The 19,113-nt window shown below is 62.6% G+C and carries 15 protein-coding genes; 8 read left to right on the top strand and 7 right to left on the bottom strand.

What is annotated here, in order from left to right:
* Nucleotides 1-32: 32 nt before the first annotated feature.
* The 3 genes from gyrB to ribB form a co-directional block, all read right to left on the bottom strand.
* Complete coding sequence (gene gyrB / locus ABR989_RS14145) at nt 33-2,447, bottom strand: DNA topoisomerase (ATP-hydrolyzing) subunit B (protein ID WP_428129746.1); 2,415 nt, start codon at nt 2,445-2,447, stop codon at nt 33-35.
* Nucleotides 2,448-2,774: 327 nt separating this feature from the next.
* Complete coding sequence (locus tag ABR989_RS14140) at nt 2,775-4,598, bottom strand: protein-disulfide reductase DsbD family protein (RefSeq protein ID WP_428129745.1); 1,824 nt, start codon at nt 4,596-4,598, stop codon at nt 2,775-2,777.
* A gap of 57 nt (nt 4,599-4,655) precedes the next feature.
* A complete protein-coding gene (gene ribB, locus ABR989_RS14135) occupies nt 4,656-5,828 on the bottom strand; it encodes a 3,4-dihydroxy-2-butanone-4-phosphate synthase (RefSeq protein WP_428129742.1) in 1,173 nt (390 codons plus the stop codon).
* 85 nt (nt 5,829-5,913) lie between these two features.
* Here ribB and ABR989_RS14130 point away from each other — a divergent pair, with 85 nt between their 5' ends.
* Nucleotides 5,914-6,672, top strand: coding sequence for a nucleotidyltransferase family protein (locus tag ABR989_RS14130; protein ID WP_428129739.1), 759 nt, complete (start codon nt 5,914-5,916; stop codon nt 6,670-6,672).
* The gene (galK, locus tag ABR989_RS14125; protein ID WP_428129736.1) at nt 6,669-8,096 is read left to right on the top strand and encodes a galactokinase; all 1,428 of its coding nucleotides are present in this window, start codon (nt 6,669-6,671) and stop codon (nt 8,094-8,096) included. Before ABR989_RS14130 ends, galK begins: the two co-directional genes overlap by 4 nt.
* Before the next feature lie 7 nt (nt 8,097-8,103).
* Here galK and ABR989_RS14120 read toward each other — a convergent pair whose 3' ends face one another.
* Nucleotides 8,104-10,017 carry a glycoside hydrolase family 36 protein gene (locus ABR989_RS14120; protein ID WP_428129734.1) on the bottom strand — a complete coding sequence of 638 codons (1,914 nt, stop codon included), beginning with the start codon at nt 10,015-10,017 and terminating at the stop codon, nt 8,104-8,106.
* Between the two features lie 200 nt (nt 10,018-10,217).
* On the opposite strand from ABR989_RS14120, the gene selA reads away from it, so the two are divergent.
* The 5 genes from selA (at nt 10,218) to ABR989_RS14095 (ending at nt 14,606) form a co-directional block, all read left to right on the top strand.
* The gene (selA, locus tag ABR989_RS14115; RefSeq protein ID WP_428129880.1) at nt 10,218-11,606 is read left to right on the top strand and encodes an L-seryl-tRNA(Sec) selenium transferase; all 1,389 of its coding nucleotides are present in this window, start codon (nt 10,218-10,220) and stop codon (nt 11,604-11,606) included.
* Between the two features lie 161 nt (nt 11,607-11,767).
* Nucleotides 11,768-11,923, top strand: coding sequence for a hypothetical protein (locus ABR989_RS14110; protein ID WP_428129731.1), 156 nt, complete (start codon nt 11,768-11,770; stop codon nt 11,921-11,923).
* Between the two features lie 103 nt (nt 11,924-12,026).
* Entirely contained in the window at nt 12,027-13,550 is a 1,524-nt protein-coding gene (locus ABR989_RS14105) for a TonB family protein (protein WP_428129728.1), read from the top strand.
* A 135-nt stretch (nt 13,551-13,685) separates the two neighbouring features.
* Nucleotides 13,686-14,018, top strand: coding sequence for an SCP2 sterol-binding domain-containing protein (locus tag ABR989_RS14100; protein ID WP_428129725.1), 333 nt, complete (start codon nt 13,686-13,688; stop codon nt 14,016-14,018).
* A 300-nt stretch (nt 14,019-14,318) separates the two neighbouring features.
* Nucleotides 14,319-14,606, top strand: a complete 288-nt coding sequence (locus ABR989_RS14095) for a hypothetical protein (RefSeq protein ID WP_428129722.1) — start codon at nt 14,319-14,321, stop codon at nt 14,604-14,606.
* A gap of 47 nt (nt 14,607-14,653) precedes the next feature.
* On the opposite strand, the gene ABR989_RS14090 is transcribed toward ABR989_RS14095, so the two are convergent.
* From ABR989_RS14090 to ABR989_RS14080, 3 genes are read right to left on the bottom strand one after another with little or no spacing between them, the layout of a single operon-like run.
* Nucleotides 14,654-15,904 carry an FtsX-like permease family protein gene (locus ABR989_RS14090; RefSeq protein ID WP_428129720.1) on the bottom strand — a complete coding sequence of 417 codons (1,251 nt, stop codon included), beginning with the start codon at nt 15,902-15,904 and terminating at the stop codon, nt 14,654-14,656.
* Between the two features lie 19 nt (nt 15,905-15,923).
* Nucleotides 15,924-17,141, bottom strand: a complete 1,218-nt coding sequence (locus ABR989_RS14085; RefSeq protein ID WP_428129717.1) for a CaiB/BaiF CoA transferase family protein — start codon at nt 17,139-17,141, stop codon at nt 15,924-15,926.
* Between the two features lie 16 nt (nt 17,142-17,157).
* Complete coding sequence (locus ABR989_RS14080; RefSeq protein ID WP_428129715.1) at nt 17,158-18,417, bottom strand: CaiB/BaiF CoA transferase family protein; 1,260 nt, start codon at nt 18,415-18,417, stop codon at nt 17,158-17,160.
* 177 nt (nt 18,418-18,594) lie between these two features.
* Here ABR989_RS14080 and ABR989_RS14075 point away from each other — a divergent pair, with 177 nt between their 5' ends.
* Nucleotides 18,595-18,990, top strand: coding sequence for a hypothetical protein (locus ABR989_RS14075; protein WP_428129713.1), 396 nt, complete (start codon nt 18,595-18,597; stop codon nt 18,988-18,990).
* The last annotated feature ends 123 nt before the right edge of the window (nt 18,991-19,113 follow it).

Raw genomic sequence — 19,113 nt, 5'->3', positions numbered from 1 at the left:
ATCCGGGGCTCCCGCGAGTTCCGCGCGGCTCGTCAGATGTCGAGGTTGCGGACGTTGAGCGCGTTCTCCTCGATAAACAGCCGCCGCGGCTCGACCTGGTCGCCCATCAACGTGGCGAAAACTTTCTCGGCTTCACCGACATCCGAAATCTGCACCCGCAGCATCGCCCGCGTCTCCGGATTCATCGTGGTCTCCCAGAGCTGCCCCGGATTCATCTCGCCGAGCCCCTTGTAGCGCTGGATGTCGACGCCCTTTTGTCCCGCGCCGAGCACGGCGTCGGCCACCGCCTTGAGCGTATCGACCGTGGATTCGCTTTCGCCAATTTTCAGCTTGAACGGCGCCTTGATTGCCTCGATTTCCGGATCGAGCCGGCGAATTTCGCGCAGCTCTCCGCTATGCAACAGCGTCAGATCGACCACCGTCGGCGGCGTCGCGCCGTTTTGCGAATGGCTGAACACCGCGCGCCAATGCGCTTCGCCGTCGGGCTGAATATCGAAGTTCAGGTTCGTGTCACGGGCATCTTTGACAATCGCTTCGGCCATCTCGTGGGCCGCCTTGTCGGACTCGAAGCTCTCGTCGCCAATCGTTTTGTCGGCTGACAGCCTGGCAAGCGACGCGATGATCGAGCGCTCCTTGGAGCGTCGCTCCAGCGCCTCGAACATCTTTTCGAAGAACAGCGCCTTGCGCACAATTGTCTTCAACGCAGCGCCCTTGAACTCGCGCGCGTCCTTGCCCTTGCCGGCTTCGAACGTCACCGCCTCGGCGCCGAGATCGGTCAGATAATCTTCCAGCGCGGTTTCGTCCTTGAGATAGCGTTCGGTCTTGCCCTTCTTCGCGCGGAACAGCGGCGGCTGCGCGACGTAGAGATAGCCATGCTCGATAATCTCGATGAACTGGCGGAAAAAAAACGTCAGCAGCAGCGTGCGGATATGCGAGCCGTCCACATCCGCGTCGGTCATGATCACAATCGTGTGATAGCGCAGCTTGCTCAGGTCCTTGTCGTCGCCGATTCCCATCCCGAGCGCCGTAATCAGGATGCGCAACTCCTGCGACGACAGCATCTTGTCGATGCGCGCGCGCTCGACGTTCAATATTTTGCCGCGCAGCGGCAGGATAGCCTGCGTTTTGCGATCGCGGCCCTCTTTGGCGGTCCCGCCTGCCGATGCGCCCTCGACCAGGTACAGCTCGCTGCGCGCCGGATCGCGCTCCTGGCAGTCTGCGAGCTTGCCGGGCAGCGAGCCCGAATCGAGCGCACCCTTGCGCCGCACGAGCTCCTTGGCTTTGCGCGCGGCCTCGCGCGCGGTGGCAGCTTCGACCGCGCGAGCGACGATCTTCTTCGCCACCGGCGGCGTCTTCTCCAGGAACTCGCCGAGCTTCTCGTTCACCAGCCCCGAAACGATTCCTTCGACCTCGGAGTTGCCGAGCTTGGTCTTGGTCTGGCCCTCGAACTGCGGCTCGGCGATTTTTATGCTGACGATCGCGGCGAGACCCTCGCGCGTGTCATCGCCCTCCAGCCGCATATCCTTGTTTTTGAAAAGGTTGTTCTTGATCGCGTAATTGTTGATCGTTCGCGTCAGCGCCGACTTGAGTCCCGACAGATGCGTCCCGCCCTCGGCGGTATGAATGTTATTGGCGTAGCTGAAGATCACCTCGTGGATCGAGTCGGTCCATTGCAGCGCGACTTCGACATCGACGCCCTCGCGCACGCCCTTGAAGAAAATCACGTCGTGAAGCGCTTCGTTGCTCTTGCTCAGCGTCGCGACGTACTCGGCAATTCCGCCCTCGTAGTGAAACTCTTCCGCTTTGTTGATTCGCTCGTCGCGAAGCCTGATCCGCAGTCCCGCGTTGAGGTACGCCATCTCGCGCAGATAACGCGCGATGATTTCATACTTGAACTTTATCTCGGGAAATATCTTCGAGTCGGGCGAGAAGGTGGTCTTGGTGCCCTTGCTGTTGGTCGAGCCGCGCTCTTCGACCTTCGTTTTCGGAAGCCCGCGCTCGTAGCGTTGAAAATAAATTTTGCCGTTCTTGTGAACTTCGACTTCGAACTCGTCGCTGAGCGCGTTGACCACCGACGCGCCCACCCCATGCAGTCCGCCCGAAACCTTGTAGGCGCTCTTTTCGAACTTGCCGCCGGCGTGAAGCATCGTGTGCACGACTTCGAGCGCCGAGCGCTTTTCCGTCGGATGCATATCGACCGGGATTCCGCGGCCGTTGTCCTCCACCGAAATCCGATCGTCGCTGAGAATTACGACGTTGATCTCGTTACAGAAACCGGCCAGCGCCTCGTCAACCGAGTTGTCCACGATCTCGGTGACGAGATGATGCAATCCCCGCTCGGCCGTGTCGCCGATGTACATCCCGGGGCGTTTGCGAACTGCTTCGAGCCCTTCGAGTACCTTGATGGACTCGGCGCCATAGCCGTCGGACGATTGTTTATTTGCCATAGAAAAGGACGAGCGATGAACTACCTTTCCGCATCCCCACCGCCTGTCAAAATAGTATTCGTCTAAGCGACAAAAGTAAAGGAACAACCGACCGTCTGATCAATTAATCAAACGATATTTGAGTTATGCGCCCATAGCTAGGAAACCAGCCAATCAGTGGGCGGTTTTCAACCCATCGACGCGACGCAATAAGGCCGTTTTTGGAAAAGAGGGCCGTGCCTGGAACAGAACATCATTTTGCGAAAATGATACGCGCGCAAACCAACTCCGTGCGGCAGTGAAAAAGTGAAAAAGTGAAGCAGTGAAAAGGGAGGAAATGGGCCGCGTTCAATCGACCTGGCGCAGCTTGATCAGCATCTCCCGCGGGCCGATGTAGCCGACTTTGCGCTGCGCCACCTTGCCTGCCGAATCGATCAGCATCGTCGTCGGCACGCCCTGGATTTCGAACTTGCTGGTCATCGCTTCGGTGGCCTTGTCCTGCGCCGTCAGATTCGCCTTCATCCGCACGAAGCGCTTTGCCTCGCTGACCACGGATGGATCGACAAAGGTCGAATGATCCATCTCGCGGCATGGGATGCACCAATCGGCGCTGAAATCGATCAGCACGGGCTTGCGCGCTTGGGCCGCCGATGCGAGCCGCTCGGGGTTGAATGGCTCGAAGCGAAGCTTCTCCGGCACCTGTCGCGGATAGAGCATGATCGCGAGCGCTCCCACCGCAGCTATTCCCAGCGCTGACCTAAGCACCAGGAACGGACGCCAGCTTCTCCCCTCGCGCGAAATGAAACCGAGATAAATCCCCACACCGGCCGCGTAATACGGCAGAATTCGAGTCATCAGGTTGTTCGGTACGACCGGATCGAGAAAGTAGATCGCGAGTCCGACCAGTACGAACCCGAAAAGCTCCTCGACCCACTTAAGCCATTCGCCCGAACGCGGTAGACGGCGGATATGCCCGGCCGCCATCGCCAGCCCGATATATGGAACGCCGAGTCCCAGCGCCAGTGTGAAGAACAGCGCGAAACCGAAAAGCGCGCTCCCGCTTCTCTCCACCATCAGCAGCAAGCCCAGCACGATCGGGCCGATGCATGGCGCCGCCACCACGCCCATCCCCAGGCCCATCAGCAACGCACCCGCGTATCCGGGGCGGGCAGTGCCCGCGCGCTGCAGCATCCAATTCGGCGGCTGCAAGACGAACAAACCGAAGCACGACGCCGCCAGCGCCAGCAGCATCATGGACAGCGCGACGAGCACGAACGGATTGCGCATCGCAGCGCCGAACAGTCCGCCCGACATGGCGACGGCGACGCCCACCGCCGAGAACATCAGCGCGATTCCGAGCACGAAAAATATCGCCAGATACATCACGCGGCGATGGCCTCCGCCCTGGCTGCCGAAATACGCGATCGTCACGCCGATTAGCGGATAGACGCACGGTGTCAGATTCAACGCGAGGCCGCCAAGAAATACCACGAGGAAGCCGAGGAACCATCCATGCTTGGCGAAGATGTCCGCGACCGCCGCGCCGGAATCATCGCCGCCGCCGCCGATACCGCCGCTCTTCGCGCCTCCCGTGCCTATCCCCTCCAGCGCTCCCGCCGCCGCGCCCGGAGCCGCCAGCGCGACCGTCGTACTGACGGACGCCGGCCGCAGGCATTCGTTGTTGTTGCAGCCCTGGTAGTCGATGGTAACCGTGAGCGCGTCGCCCGGCTTCGGCGCGAAGTTGGCAGCCGCCTTGAGCGGCGCCTCAAACTTGATATCGCCTCCGAACACCGAGATCTTGTCGCCGCCCGCGGCTTCGAGCGTCATCGTTTCAGCAGGCGGATACTTGATTGCGCCGGCCGTCACGCCGGCCGGGCCGCTGACCTCGAGCTTGGTCGGGATGTAATCCTCGCTGAGCGGCTTGTCCGAATTGATATGCCATCCCGCGATCACCTGAGCGGCGACTTTGAGCGTGCCGGCGCCGCCGGCCCGCAGCGGAGGATCGATCGTGGCCGAGGTGATCTTTACGAGTTCATTCGCCTTCGGATTAGCATGCGCCGCCGGCGCGAAAATCAACCATGTGAGCGCAAAGACCACCGCTACGATCGAGGCCTGCCAGAACGGACGAGCCTTTGTGCCGTGGGGGAACAATCGGGATTCGCGCGAAATCATTTGTCAGTAGTTAGAACGTCATCGGCGCAGTTCTGGTTCCATCCGCGCAGTCTGCCGCTACTTGGCGGCGGCGCTCTGCTTGCCGTTGGTTGAAAGCGGAACCGACCCCACGACCTCCAATCCGTAGCCCGGCAGATTGGCAAGCCGCGGCGTCGCGTCGGACATGATAATCATCTTGCGCACGCCCACGTCGCGGAGAATCTGCGCGCCGATTCCGTAGTCGCGGAAATCAGCCTCGGGCGCGTTGACCCGCGTAGTTGCACGGCGCGCCGGGCGCCCGCCCTCAAAATCCGACGCAAGCGCGTTGGACTCGCGCTTGAGATACAACAGCACGCCCTCGCCCGCCGCCGAGATTCGTTCCATCGCGGAGCGCAGCAGGTTGCGGGTGTTGCGAACGGAGTAGCCGAACACGTCGCCCGGCAGATATTCGCGATGCGCCCGAACCAGAATCGGCTTGGCCGGATCCACCTTGCCCATCACCAGCACCAGGTGCTCCGTGTGATCGATCAGGTTGCGATAGACGATCGCGCTGAACTCGCCGAACGCGGTCGGCAGCTTCGCTTGCGCGATCCGCTGGACCATCGTCTCGTTGCGCAGCCGGTACCCGATGATGTCCGCGACCGTGACAATCTTGAGCCCGTGCACTTTAGCGAACTCGATCAGGTCGTCGCGCCGCGCCATTGTGCCGTCTTCCTTCAGGATCTCGCAGATGACGCCCGCCGGCTTGAGTCCCGCCAGCCGCGCGAGATCGACCGCGCCTTCGGTCTGCCCCGTGCGCACCAGCACGCCGCCGTCGCGTGCGCGCAGCGGATAGACGTAGCCGGGGGTGATGAACTCGGCGCCGCTGGCGTCCTCCCGCACCGCCTGCAAAATCGTGGTCGAGCGATCCTGCGCCGAGATACCCGACCCCGACGCTCGCCGCGCGGTGATCGCCGTCGTGAATGCCGTCCCCAGCGGCGCCTGGTTGTCGCCAACCATCATGCTGAGCCCGAGTCTGTCTATTCGCTCCGCCGACATGGGCAGGCAGATGAGTCCGCGCCCGAACCTGGCCATGAAGTTGATCGCTTCGGGGGTGACTTTTTCGGCCGCCATGCACAAATCGCCCTCGTTCTCCCGCTGTTCGTCATCCATCAGGATGATCATGTGGCCGCGGCGGGTTTCGTCGAGTGCTTCCTCGATCGAAATGAACGGCGCGGGGGCTTTCTTGCGGGGACTTATCTCACCAAACATTCGTGCGGCTCTCGATAAACTCTTACTCAACTATATACCTCCAGCCAAGCATCCTCGAAGCCTGCGCGGTGCTATCTTGGGCGCCATGGCGGCAGAAATTACTACGGCGGTCCTGCTGGCGGCGGGGCGCGGCAAACGCCTGGGCACGCTGACCGCCGAGACTCCGAAACCAATGCTCGATATCGCCGGTTCACCCCTGATTTCGCATATCGCCGACGCGCTCGCGGCGGCCGGACTGACGCACTTCATTGTCGTGACGGGCTACCTGTCGGAGCAAATCGAAGGATGGGCGAAAACCTGGCAGCGCGAAAATCCCGAAATCAAAATCACAACCGTCAGGCAGCCGCAATTGAACGGGACTGGCGGCGCGATGCTTGCGGCGCGGGCGCATCTTGCAGGCCTGCCGCGCTTCGTCTTCGGATGGGGCGATATTCTGATGGACCGCGCGAACTACCCGCGCTTCATCCATCACGCGCGGATCGACGAGTACGATTTGATGCTTGCGGTGAATCGCGTCAAGGATCCCTTCCGCGGCGCGGCCGTCTATGTGACCCGGCACATGACGGTCGAACGCCTCGACGAAAAACCGGCGCCCGGAACCGCCAGAACCGAATGGAACAACGCGGGACTTTTCGCCACCGGCCGGATAATTTTCGACTACCTCGCGCGGCTCGAACCGTCGGTGCGCGGCGAGCTCGAAATCCCCGGTGCAATCGCGCAAATGATCGCCGACGGCCGCGTCGTGCGCGCGGTTGATATGCGCGGATTCTGGAGCGACGTCGGCACGCCCGAAGACCTCGAGAAGGCGCGCGCCTGGTTCAAGCCAAAAGGGAAGCGGCGATGAATCTGCCCGACGGATGGGACGCCGGGGAGTTGGCGCGCGCTGCACGCCTCGGCGCTTTAGTCCGCGCCGGTGGCGATCGCGCCGACGCGCGAATCTTCGCGGCCCGCGCGCCCGGTCGCGTCAATCTAATCGGCGAGCACACGGACTACAGCGGCCTGCCCGTGATGCCGGTTGCGATCGATCGATCTACAATCGTCGTCGCCGCCGCCATCACGACAGCCGAAATCGAACTGGCCAACGCCGACCCCGGCTGGTCCTCGCGCCGTTTTGCAATCGAACGGCGGATCCCACCATACGAAACCGGCGATTGGGCGAACTACGTGAAGGCCGCGATCCAGGGAGTGATTGATCACTTTGCGCGGCGCGGACGTTTTTCTACGCCTGCAACTTTAATTGACAACTTGCAGGGCGCATCGATGGTCGTCGATGGCCGCGTGCCGCCGGCTGCGGGGCTGTCGTCATCGGCCGCGCTCACGGTTTCGACCGCGATGGCATTCATGGCGGTCAACGAACTCGAACTCGACCCGATCGAAACCGCGACGATGGTTGCGCGCAGCGAATGGTACGTCGGGACGCGGGCGGGCGGAATGGACCAGGCGGCGTCGATTCTCGGCCGTCGCGACCATGCGCTGTTTATCGAGTTCGACCCGATCCGCGTGCGCGCAGTGAAGATGCCGGCGAACGCGGCGCTGGTCGTGGCAGATAGCCGGGAACTGGCGGACAAGTCGGGGATGGTGCGCGCGGAATACAATCGGCGGGTCGTCGAATGCGCGCTGGCGGCGCGAATTCTCGGATGCGCGCTCAAGCTCGACGGCGTGACGATCCTTGGTGACGTGGTTCGCGCATCGCCCGGATGGAACGCCGCGGGACTCGTCGAGAAACTCGCGGCGGCCGCGCCCGCGCGGCTCGGCGCAGACCTGAAAGAGGCGGCGAGCATCCTGGGCGTCTCACAGGTGGCGCTCGAAGCAGAGTTGCTCGGCCAGGGATCGACTCGGATCGCGCTGGATTCGAACCGCCCGCTGGAAATTCTGAAACGAGCGCGGCATGTCTTGAGCGAGACCGAGCGGGTGATTCGTGCGGCGGACGTGCTCGAGGCGGGGCGCCTCGATGAAATGGGAAAGCTGATGGATGCGTCGCATCAGAGTCTCGCAGATGACTTCGAATGCAGCACGGGGCGGCTCGACGCCATCGTGGAATGTGCACGGCGCGGCGGTGCGTTCGGCGCGCGCCTGACGGGTGCGGGTTTCGGCGGTTCGATTGTTGCGCTGTGCGACGTGGCGAGCGCGGATGCGGTGATTGAATCGATCGATCGGGGCTATTACGCGAAGCTGGATACCGGCGCGCCCAGTGAAAAAAGTGAAAATTCGCGAGCCGTGTTGCATGCGGGCGCGGGCGCGAGCGTGATCGATTTGCGCATGGCGTGAGAGCGCCTTAACGCTTGAGGCGGAGAATGCGCGCCGAGTGCGGTGGTAGATCGATCGTATCGAATATTTCAGTCTTCTCGTCGCAGGTGAGATCGAGCGCAACAGTTTCGAGGGCGCCCAGCTTAAGATCGGATGTATCCACTCGTGCGGGCGAGTCGCCGCGATTCAGGAGCATCGCGATTGCGCCGCCGCCTGCGGTTTCAGCGATCAGGCCGCGCACGTCGCCCGCGGCCATCAGATCGAGCGCGAGTACCGGTTCGCGCGCCGCGCTGGAATCGATCTCGGTGCTGATTTGCGCGACTGCACGAAACAATTTTCCCGCTTCGGCGTCGAGGATGGCCATGTCATCGGAGATCAGAAGCATCCCGCCGCTGGCGACGATGGTCGCGGCCAGCGCGGCGCGCTCGTCGGCGCTGAGGCGGGTTTCGCGCGCCCGCAGCATCAAACAGTCGGGGTCGTTCAGCCATAGACGCCGATGCATGAAGCTGCGCGCGATGATCGCGTCGAGCGCATAGACCGTGGACGGGTCGCCCGCTCCGGAAGCGGTCGAGCCCCAAAACGGGGAAACGTCGGGGCCGATGCGCATACCGTCCACGACGCCGACCGCCTGGCCAATCGGGCAGCCGCATCCGAGGATGAACGCGTCGTCGCCGGCGCCGGCCCGAATCGCCTCGAGGCCGTGGCGCAAGGTTTCGCCGCGCGTGAGATTTGGATCGTGACGCCGGCCGGGTGCAGCGGCGGCGTAAAGAAAATCGAGTTTCAAATACGAATAGCCCAACTCGCGGGTGAGCTTCGCGAACAGATGGCGCAGGTGCGCGAGAAACGCCGGGTTGCTTGCGTCGAGCGCGTATGCGAACGCGTCGTTGCTCGCGGTCCAGTTCGCGTTGTAGCCGGCGCGAACGGGTTCGCCGGTCGCCGTGTGCATGATGAACCAGTCGGGATGATCGATCATCAGGCGCGAGTCGCGGGCGGCAAGAAACGGCGCGGTCCACAGCCCGGCCTTGAAGCCGGCGGCGCGAATTTCGCCGGCGATCTTTTTCAGCCCACCCGGAAATTTGGCGTTGGTGGTATCCCAGTCGCCGAGCGCGGACTGAAAGCCGTCGTCGAGTTGAATCACGTCGAGCGGAAAGCGGGAGCGCATCGCTTCGAGCGACTTGATGTTGGCGCGGAGCGCGTCCTCGGTGATCGCGTCAAAGTAGTGGTACCAGGAGCACCATCCGCGCTGAAACGGCGCGCTGACCCGCGCGTTCATCCACCGCCCGGCCGCGTCGGCCCATCGCGCGGCCAGCCGCGCGGCGGAGTCATCGGCGGCGACGATGAACAGCGGATCGAGTTCGCGATGTGCGCCCGGCGCGAGAGTTACATCGTCGAGGATCGCGCGTGCGATTATTTTCTCAGGGCTCGAGACGGTGAGGGTCGAAAGCGAAGTGGCGGCGCCGATGAATCCGGCCAGGACGCGCTCCCCGGCACTGCGACTTTCGACGATCGTGAAAAGTTCAGAGGTATCCGCTTCGGGGAATTCAGGCGGGCGCGTCGGTTCACTCTGGTGATTGAGGCGAATGATGAAATGGGCGGTGTCGCGCGGATCGTTTTTCTGCGACGCGCCTACATCGTGGCCGCCCGAGGCGCTCCATGACTGGTATCCATGCTTGAAGAACCGCGCCGGGGCAGACGGCGCGAAACCGGTCAAAACTTCGAAGATTGCGTACGTGAGTCGAACAGCGTCGGCGCCGCGATTGGCGATGGTTGCGCGAACGATGGCGCCGCCGAGCGCGTGTTCGAGACGGGCCGAAATGGCGAGGCCGTCGCGGATGGCGCTCGATTCACGCGCACCGAAGGGCGCGGCGAGATCGAGCGCGCGCGGGTGACCAGCGGCGTCGATGAAGTGGAGTTCGATTCGCGACGGGAGTGCGTTAGTCACGTGGGTGAGAGTTGCAAAGAGGCGCGATCACGGCAAGTCAGGGGGCAAGGAGAAGAGGCGGAGTTCAGATACCGAAACCCGTAAGGGGTTTCGATGTCTGGAGTCCGTGTCTCTGCGTGGGTTGCGCGGGGGCGGGGCGGTCTTTGATAATCAAACAAGCCGCCGTGCCGAGACATTCGCGAAAACATAAAGACGCAGATATCGACGCGCGCGCGGAGGCCGTCCGCGCACTTCCGCCGATCGACGAATGCCTCCGCGCCGCCCAGGCGAATCCCGCTCTCGCCGGATTCAGCCGCATCTACCTCAAACTGATGGTGCAGCGGGCGCAGGCAGAATTGCGCGCCGCGATTCTTTCGGGACGCGACGCGATCCGGCGCGATCGGGCCGCGATGATCGCCGCGGTGGCGCGCGCGGTCGCGCGCGCCGTCGCGGCGGACGAGCCGCGGCTTAGGCCGGTGGTCAACGCGACGGGAGTCGTGCTGCATACGAACCTCGGCCGCGCGATCCTGGCGGAATCGGCGATCGAGGCGGTCGAGATGGCGGCGCGATCGGCGGTCAACCTGGAATACGATCTCGAGACCGGCGCGCGCGGCGACCGGGATACGATCGTCGAGGACGAGATTTGCGCGCTCACAGGGGCCGAGGCTGCTACCGTGGTGAACAACAACGCCGCGGCGGTCGTTCTCGCGCTCAACTCGCTCGCCGAGGGGCGCGAAGTAATAGTATCGCGCGGCGAGATGATCGAGATTGGCGGATCGTTTCGGTTGCCCGACGTGATGGCCAAAAGCGGCGCGATAATCCGCGAAGTCGGGACGACCAATCGGACGCATCCGGGGGATTACGCGGATGCGATCGGTCCGGAAACGGCCCTTCTGCTCAAGGTGCATCCGTCGAACTACCGCGTGGTCGGCTTCACCAGCGAAGTGGCGCTGGAAGAGCTGGTCGAAATCGGGCGCGCGCGGGGAATCGACGTGATGGAGGATCTCGGCTCGGGGGCGATTGTCGATCTGACGGAGTTCGGAATCCCGCGCGAACCTTTAGTGCGCGAGCGAATCGCGGCGGGCGCTGCGATTGTCACGTTCTCGGGCGACAAGCTGCTGGGCGGTCCGCAGGCGGGCGTGATTGCCGGGCAACGGGGGCCGATCGAACGAATCAAGCGCAATCCGCTGAAGCGGGCGCTCAGATGCGACAAGCTGACGCTGGCGGCGCTCGCGGCGACTCTTCGGCTGTATCTTCGCTCGGGCGACCTGGGTGAGGAGCTGCCGACGATCCGACTGCTGGGGCGGCGTGCAAGTGAGATTGGCGCAATCGCGCCGCGCGCGCGGGAGATAGTGGCGGAGCGGCTGGCCGGCGAATACGTGGTCGAAATAGTCGATGCGGCTTCGCAGGTCGGCTCGGGCGCGATGCCGGTCGAGGAATTGAAGTCGGTCGCGCTTCGGGTGAGCCATCCGGAGAAATCCGCCAACGCGATCGCGGCGATGTTCCGTCGCGCGCGAATAATCGGGCGAGTGGTCGATGATTCGTTCCATCTCGATTTGCGCACGGTTGAGGATCCGGCGGTCTTCGCGGTGAAGCTGGAAGCTGACTAGGATTGTAAAACTTCGCGGGCAGGAGCGCTGAACAGAATGGAAGTTACGCAACTACAGTTTTGTAATTAGAAATATGAGGCTCGGTCAAATAGGATTGCTCGCATTTCTGAGTTGGTGTTTGCCAGTGCCTCCACCGAAATCTGAAATCAGGCCATTCTTCCGTGACCGACCCGATTGGCAGTACGCTGAAGCCCGGAGACATCGAGCGATTCGCCGCGATGGGCGTGTCGCGAATAACCATCGGGCCGGGCGCGACGACGCGGGAGCATATCGCGTCGATGGAAAAGTTCGGCGCCGAGGTAATCGCCGGGCAGTGATCGCGAACGGACAGTATCAGGGTGCGAGCTTTGCGCAGCCGGTTGGCGCGTCGCAATTCGCGCGGATATCATCGGAACTTGCGCCGGAGGAGCGCTTACCAAGATGAAAAGGTGCCCGCGCTGCGAAAAAACCTTCCCCGACTCGGAAACGTTTTGCGAAGCTGACGGAACCGCGCTGGTGCAGGCGGGACCCGCCTTTGCCGAGGGGGCGGTCGCCACCGGCGCGGGCGACGCCGGCGAGCAAATCGAGTGTCCGGTATGCGGCGGCAAGGCGCAGCCGGGAGAACTTATCTGCAACTTCTGCGGCGCGCGGCTCGGGGTGGAATCGGCGGAATCGTACACACGGCAGCCGTCGTCGGCACCGCCACGGATGACGCCGCCGCGATCGGCACCGCCGCGGGGCGGGCCGACGGTGCGGCGCGATGCGTCGCCGTCGATGCGCATCACGGGCAGGATGCCGGACGGCGACGGCGAAGAAGAAGGCCGCGGGCGGTTCGGCTTCGTTTGGTACTTGATCGCGGCGATAGTCGCGCTGGGAGGCGGCGCGTGGCTCGCGCTTCATCTCAGCACCAAGCCCGCGGAGCAGCCGGTGGCGAACGCGTCGCCGGCGGCGATCGCGTCGGTGGCAGCGGCGGCGCCGAGCGGGCCGTTGGTGGCGTTGTCGAAGGCGATGGGGGTGCAGGTGACGGGGGAATCGGCGGCGGCGCCCGAGCGCAATCAGGAAGCGGCTCGAAAAGTTTTCGAAGACCACAAGGACGGATTGCTGGAGAGCTATTCGCATGCGATCGCCGGCGACAGCACGCTGCGGGATGCGATGGTGGTGCGGATCAGGGTGCTGCCCAACGGCAACGTGGACGCGGCGTCGGTGCGGACCTCGACCAATCCGAATCCGGCGTTCGACGCGGAAGTAGTGACGGACGTTTCGGCGTGGAATTTCGCGCCGTTCACAGGCGGCCAGGTCGAGATCGATTATCCGATAATTTTCACGAACGATCCCGCCTCGAGGAACACGCTCGAGTCGCAACTCAGCTCGAAGCTGGCCGCACTGAGCCCGACCGAGGCGCCGGAATTCGCCAGCGCGCGGCCGTCGCCGGCCGCATCGGAAGCGGCGAGCGCTCCCTCGCCGACGCCGGTCGAGACGCCGGCGATGGTGGTCGCGCCGCGCAAGCCTCATCCCAAGGCGAGGCGCACGCCCGCGCCGCCGCCGCTGACCTTGCAGCAGCGCGTCAAGCAGGTGCTGGGGTCGAATCCGAGGACGCGGCGCGTGGACTGTTACACCAGCGGCAGCACGGTGACGATTTTCGGCAAGGTGTTCGACGCCGACGCCAAGCTGTACACGGAAAAAATCGTGCGCCAGGTACCTGGGGTCGGCAACGTGATCGATTCGCTGACGACGGACGAGAGCGATTGGGCAGCGCGCCAGGCTGCGATCGCGTCGCAGATTTATGCCGCGGGGTTGAACAGCGTGACGGTGAAGGTGATCGGCCACGACGCCTATCTTGGCGGCACGGTCAAGAGCGATGCGCAAAGGAAGCAAGCAGTGACGATCGCCGAGAGCGCGTCGCCAGGGGTGCACGTGCGGACGAATCTGATCACGGTTGTGCCCGGAAACATGTTCGGATTCTGACCTGCGGTCCCCGACGATGCCGCCGGGTGTGATTAATCCTGTGCGGCGTGATACTATTGACAGGCTCCGAGGCGAGCGCTTATATGGCTGAAAGAGCGCAGTACAGGACGCGCCCACCAGGAGGATTCTATTTCCATGGCTGATGCAGCACCGACGACACCTAAGGAAATCTTTGCGGCGATGCCCGGTCGCTTCAACAAAGACGCAGCGAAGGGTTTGACTGCGACGTACCAGTTCGACCTCTCGGGCGATAACGGAGGCAAGTGGCACGTAATAATCGCCGACGGAACGTGCACGGTCAAAGACGGACCGGCCGCTACGCCGAGCATCACGATTACGATGACGGCGCAGGACTACGTTGACATGACGAGCGGCAAGCTTAACGGGCAGGTCGCATTCATGAGCGGCAAACTGCGAATCGCGGGCGACATGGGGCTCGCGCTGCGCATGCAGAGTTTGTTTGCCTAAACCACGAATCTCAGATACGAATGAATTGAACGCCGGCCGGAGCCAAAACCAGGCCCGGCCGGCGGGAAATCCGCCTGCAAAGCATCCCGCATAAAATCATCCCAAGCCCAAACGCGCCGATAAAATCCAGATTCGGTACGCAGTCGAAACACAACCTTATCCACTGATTAACGACCCCAGGCTGCCGCGAGCGCGAGCGTCGATTACTGTCAGTACATCAATTTCGGAAACTAAAATTCTGTTTCTTAAACGCTCCCAAGCAAGGAGGACAAATCCACGTCACAGGAAGAAAGAACGCAAATGAGTTCCGCGGAGTTTGAGGGCGACCTCAACAAGGAAAGCGGAGAACCGACCGAGAACGGCCAGGACAACGATTCGCTGGCCTCAAAACTGTCGGAGGAGCTCAGCAACTGGCGGCGCAAGCGCACGTCGTCGCGGCCACAGCATTCTGACGGACCGAGTCAGAACTTTCAGTCAGAGCCGGCCCGCACGATCAAGGTTCGCGGTCACGAGACTTTGGTCGTTCGCAAACCGAAGCTCGCCGCCAAACCCCCCACGAATACGAATCACACATCAAATAATCAGTAGTCAGTTTTTCACTTGTCCGCGGATGTGTGGTGGGGCGTGCGGAGGAGCTAGGAGCGGAAGATTTCGACAGGCATCTCTCGCGACGCTTGCCGGGCCGGATAGACGGTCGCGAGCAGGCAGAGAAGCATCGAGGCGAGCGCGACGGCGGCGAAGTTCCACGGCTCGACGGCGATCGGCAGCGTCGAGATGCCGTAAATTTCGCGCGGGATGTGAATGAACTGGTAACGCGCCAGCGCGAAGCATCCGGCGGCGCCGAGGATCAATCCGGCCGCGGTTCCCGCCGCGCCGACGATCAGTCCCTTCATCACGAAGATCAGGCGCACGTCGCGCCGCGTCGCACCCATCGCGATCAGCACGGCGATGTCCTTGCGCTTCTCCATCACGACCATGATCAGCGTCGCGACCAGGTTGAACGCGGCGACGCCGATGAGCATCACGAGCACGAGTGCATAGACGCGCTTGAGGAGTTCGAAGCCGGCGGCGGCGGATTCGTTAAACTCGATCCAGTTGCGCACCCGGTATGGACTCGCGAACAGTTTGCGCACCGCATCGGTGACCGCGTCGGTCTGGTCGAGATTGGTCAGATGGATATCGATGCCGTCCACTCGTCCGGTGCGGCCGAAGAAATCCTGGGCGTGCGCGAGATCCATGAAGACCATGTTGGTATCGATGAAGTTCATTCCGGAGTCGAAGATCGCGCCGATCGCGAATTGGCCGCTCTTGGTTGAGAGCGAACCGTCGGGCGAAATAATCGGCGCGACCATCCGCACCGCGTCGCCGGGTTTGGCCTTGAGTTTTTTCGCAAGGCTGACTCCGATGGCGAGGCCGCCTGCGGCAACCGCGGGGTCCGCGGCGGCGCCGGGGATCGCGTAGCTGCGCGAGAGATCGTCGAGACCGCCGGCGATCATGTAGCGGCCCCATTGCGCGCGCACGACGGGATTGTTCGGCTCGACACCGCGCACGACGACGCCGCCGATTCCGCGTCCCGAACTCAGCATCGCCTGGCCCACGATGTACGCGTCGGAGCCGTTGACGCCGGGCACGCCGGCGACCTTCTTCTCGATGTCGACGTAGTTGTCGATCGATCCTTGCGAGTTGAGTATCTGGACCTGCGGGCTGAGGCTGAGCACGCGTTCTTTGAGGCTTTGCTCGAAGCCGCCCATCACGGAGAGCGTCACGGTGAGCGCGGCGACGCCGATCATCACGCCGACGGCGGTAAAGATGGTCGTGATCGAGATGAAGGCGTCTTTGCGGCGGGCGCGCAGATAGCGGAGCGCAATTTTGAGTTCGTATCGCACGACGGACCGCGGAAGGAACTCAGAATATCACGTTTTCTTTCTTTAGCTGCTCGATCTCATCGGCGCTGAGCGAGAGCATCTCGCGGAAGACTTCATCGTTGTCCTGGCCGAGAATCGGCGCGGCCGAGCGAAGCGTGCCGGGGGTGCGGCTCATGCGATGCTCGAGTCCTTCGTAGGGCGACGGGCCCATCTCCTTGTGCTCGAGCCAATGCCAGAAGCCGAACGCCTCGAGGTTGTCGTCCTGGTGGATATCGACGCAGTTCTCGACCGGATAGGCGGCAACTCCGGCGGCCTGCAACTTCGCGGTGAGTTCCTGCGCGTTGTGGATGCGCGTGAGCGAGCCGACGAACTCGTCGATTGCCGCGGCGTTCTCGATGCGAGCGGGCTGATTCGCAAAGCGCCGGTCGGTGGAATCGGCGGCGAGCGCGGTGAGCATCGCACGCCATTGATCGTCGCCCGCGACGGCGATCGCGATCCATCGCTCGTTACCGTCCTCGTCGGCGCATCGGTAGGCGCCGTGCGGCGCGTAACGCGCGGACGCGTTGCCACGCGGGCCAAGCACCCGTCCGGTTGCGAAGTAATCGATCAACGCGGGCGCGAGATTCTGCATCGCGGCCTCGTACTGCGACATGTCGATATACTGGCCCTGGCCGGTGCGGCGGCGATAGTCGAGCGCGGCCAGAAGCGCGCAGGTGGAAAAGCGCGGCGCGATGAAATCCGTGTAGGCGCCGTACGGCGGCGTGCATGAGCCGGGGCCGTAGCCGGAGATGTAGTAGAAGCCCGACAGCGCGGCCATCAGCGTGCCGAAGCCGGGGTAGAGAGCGTTGGGTCCGGTCTGCCCCTGCATGCAGGTCGAGAGCATGATCAGGTCGGCGCGGATCGCGCGCAGATTTTCGTAATCGAGTCCCCAGTTGCGCATCGCCTTGGGCGTGAAACTCTCGACGACGATGTCGGCCCACGGCACCATGCGCTTGGCGAGTTCGCGCGCTTTGGGCTTGCTCAGGTCGAGCGTGATTCCCTTCTTCGAGGTGTTGAAGCTGGCGAAGAACTGACTGCGGTTGATGCCGGGCATCGCGTCTTTCCACGGCGGGCCGATTCGCAGCACGTCGGGGCGGGTGGCGGACTCGACGCGAATTACGTCGGCGCCATTGTCGGCAAAATACTTGGTCGTGATCGGACCGACGCCGACCCAGGCGAAGTCGAGGACGTGAACTCCTTCCAATGCGAAACGGCTCATCTCGAATTTCTCCTGGCTAAATCGAGCCGGCGGCTCGGAGCTTGTTCAATCGCTCGGGCGCAAGGCCGAGAAGCCCGCGGTAAATCTCGTCGCTATGCTCGCCGATTCGCGGCGCGCGCGCGGTCGATCCGATCGGGGTCGCGGTCAGTTTCGCGAATGGTCCGGGAAATGTGAGCGTGCGGCCGATGGTGTCGTGCGGCACCGCCGTCCAGAAGTCGCGCGCTTTGAGCTGCTCGTCGGCTGCGATGTCGGCTACCGTCGCGCACGGCGCGAGAAAGATGCGGCGCTGGAGTCCCTGCGCGTAGATTTCGTGCTTGGTCATCGCGAGCATGAAGCGCTGGATGGTGGCTTCGAGTTCTTCGATCTCCTTGTGGTCCTGCTCGGTCAAATCCATGAAGACGCCGGGCACCCACGAAATCCAATCCTTGGTCCGCATCCAGTCGGAGCCGAATCCGTTCTCCCGCATCCACTCGATCAGCGCCCTGGTCGAATTGCCGAACGTCATGCCGCCGGCGATCATGATCGAGATGTGCCCGTCCTTGCACTGGTACACTATCTTGCGCCGCGCGTCAGCCGAGCCGAAAAAAACTCCGGTGCGCGACAGATAGCTGCCGTGCAGGAATGGCATCGCCTGTTCGTTCATCAGCGTCCACACGATGCAGGCCTGCATGTTGACGACGATGCGCTGGCCGAGCCCGTCGATTTGGCGCGGGTAGTGCGCGAGCATCATGGCGACCGCCGCCTCGCCGCCTGCGTGCAATCCGGCTTGCGGCAGACTCATCTGGAGCGGAGGCTTTCCCTCCTCGCCCATCAGGTACATCATGCCGCCGGCCGCCCACGTGATGATGTCGGCCCAATTGTAGTCTTTGCCGGGACCGCTGTCGCCGAACGGCGTGATCGACGCGTAGATGAGGCGCGGATTTTTCTTGGCGAGCGCGTCGTAGCCGAGACCGATTGAATCGAGATAGCCGAGCGGGTGCGACTCGACGAGGAAGTCGGATTGCGCCGCGAGATCGGCGACGATTGCGCGCCCGTCGTCAGTGGCGAGGTTGGCGGTCACGGATTTTTTCCCCGCGTGATAGGCGATCGAATAGAGGCAGTGGTCTGGATCGGCGATATCTTCGAGATAGGGCGGGATGCGCCGCGTCGAGCATCCATCGGGCGGTTCGACCTTGATAACTTCGGCGCCGAGATCGGCAAACATCTTGCCGCACAACGCGCCCTTCTCGTCGGTCAAATCGAGCAGCCGCAATCCTTTGAGCAACTCTGATGGCATCGGTGAATTAAACCTCGCGAAAGCGCCGGCGCGGCCGCAAAATCCCGTTTCGCCGTTCCGCCCGCGCGTCAGTCTCGGAAATTTATATCCTACCGCGCCAAAGATGTAACCCCGCCCGCTAAAACAAGCGGGCGTAAGCTGTATAAACCTAGTGGGGGCAAATGGGAATTACCCATATTGACACAACATCCCGATTGGAACATCGTTGTTTTTGAGGTATCTCCCATTATGACGAGGACGACCGGCACGGCAACCGTATTGAACAAAAGCTTTAGGCGGATCGGCGACGTTGCACTGGATGAACGAAAGCGAATTTCTTTGACGAGAGCCTTGGAATCCTTGAAGGAAATTTTGGGCGACGAATTGGATGTGGCGGTTCGATTCGGGGTCTACGTAAACGACGCTGGCCAGGTATTGCTGACGCCCGAGGTTCCAGTGCCCATGCATGAAGTGTGGCTCTACCGAAACCCGCAAGCGCTGAAAAAAGTCGTCAAGGGCTTGGAAGAGGCTCGCGAAGGCAAATTTATAGACTTGGGATCGTTCGAGAAATACGCGGACAACGATATTGACTAGGGAACCTCTGCATAAGTTGATCGATTGGTGTACAAAGGAACTGGTTGAGTGGCGGATGAGGAGGTGCGGTGATGGGTAATCAGCGGACGTTCGCTTCGGTGGCTTGGACGCAGAAAGGAAAGG

Origin of the sequence: Binatus soli (SeqCode), from assembly GCF_050015535.1 — a bacterium.
GTDB classification, from domain to species: Bacteria; Desulfobacterota; Binatia; order Binatales; family Binataceae; genus Binatus; species Binatus soli.
This window is presented reverse-complemented; position numbering and strand designations above follow the sequence as displayed.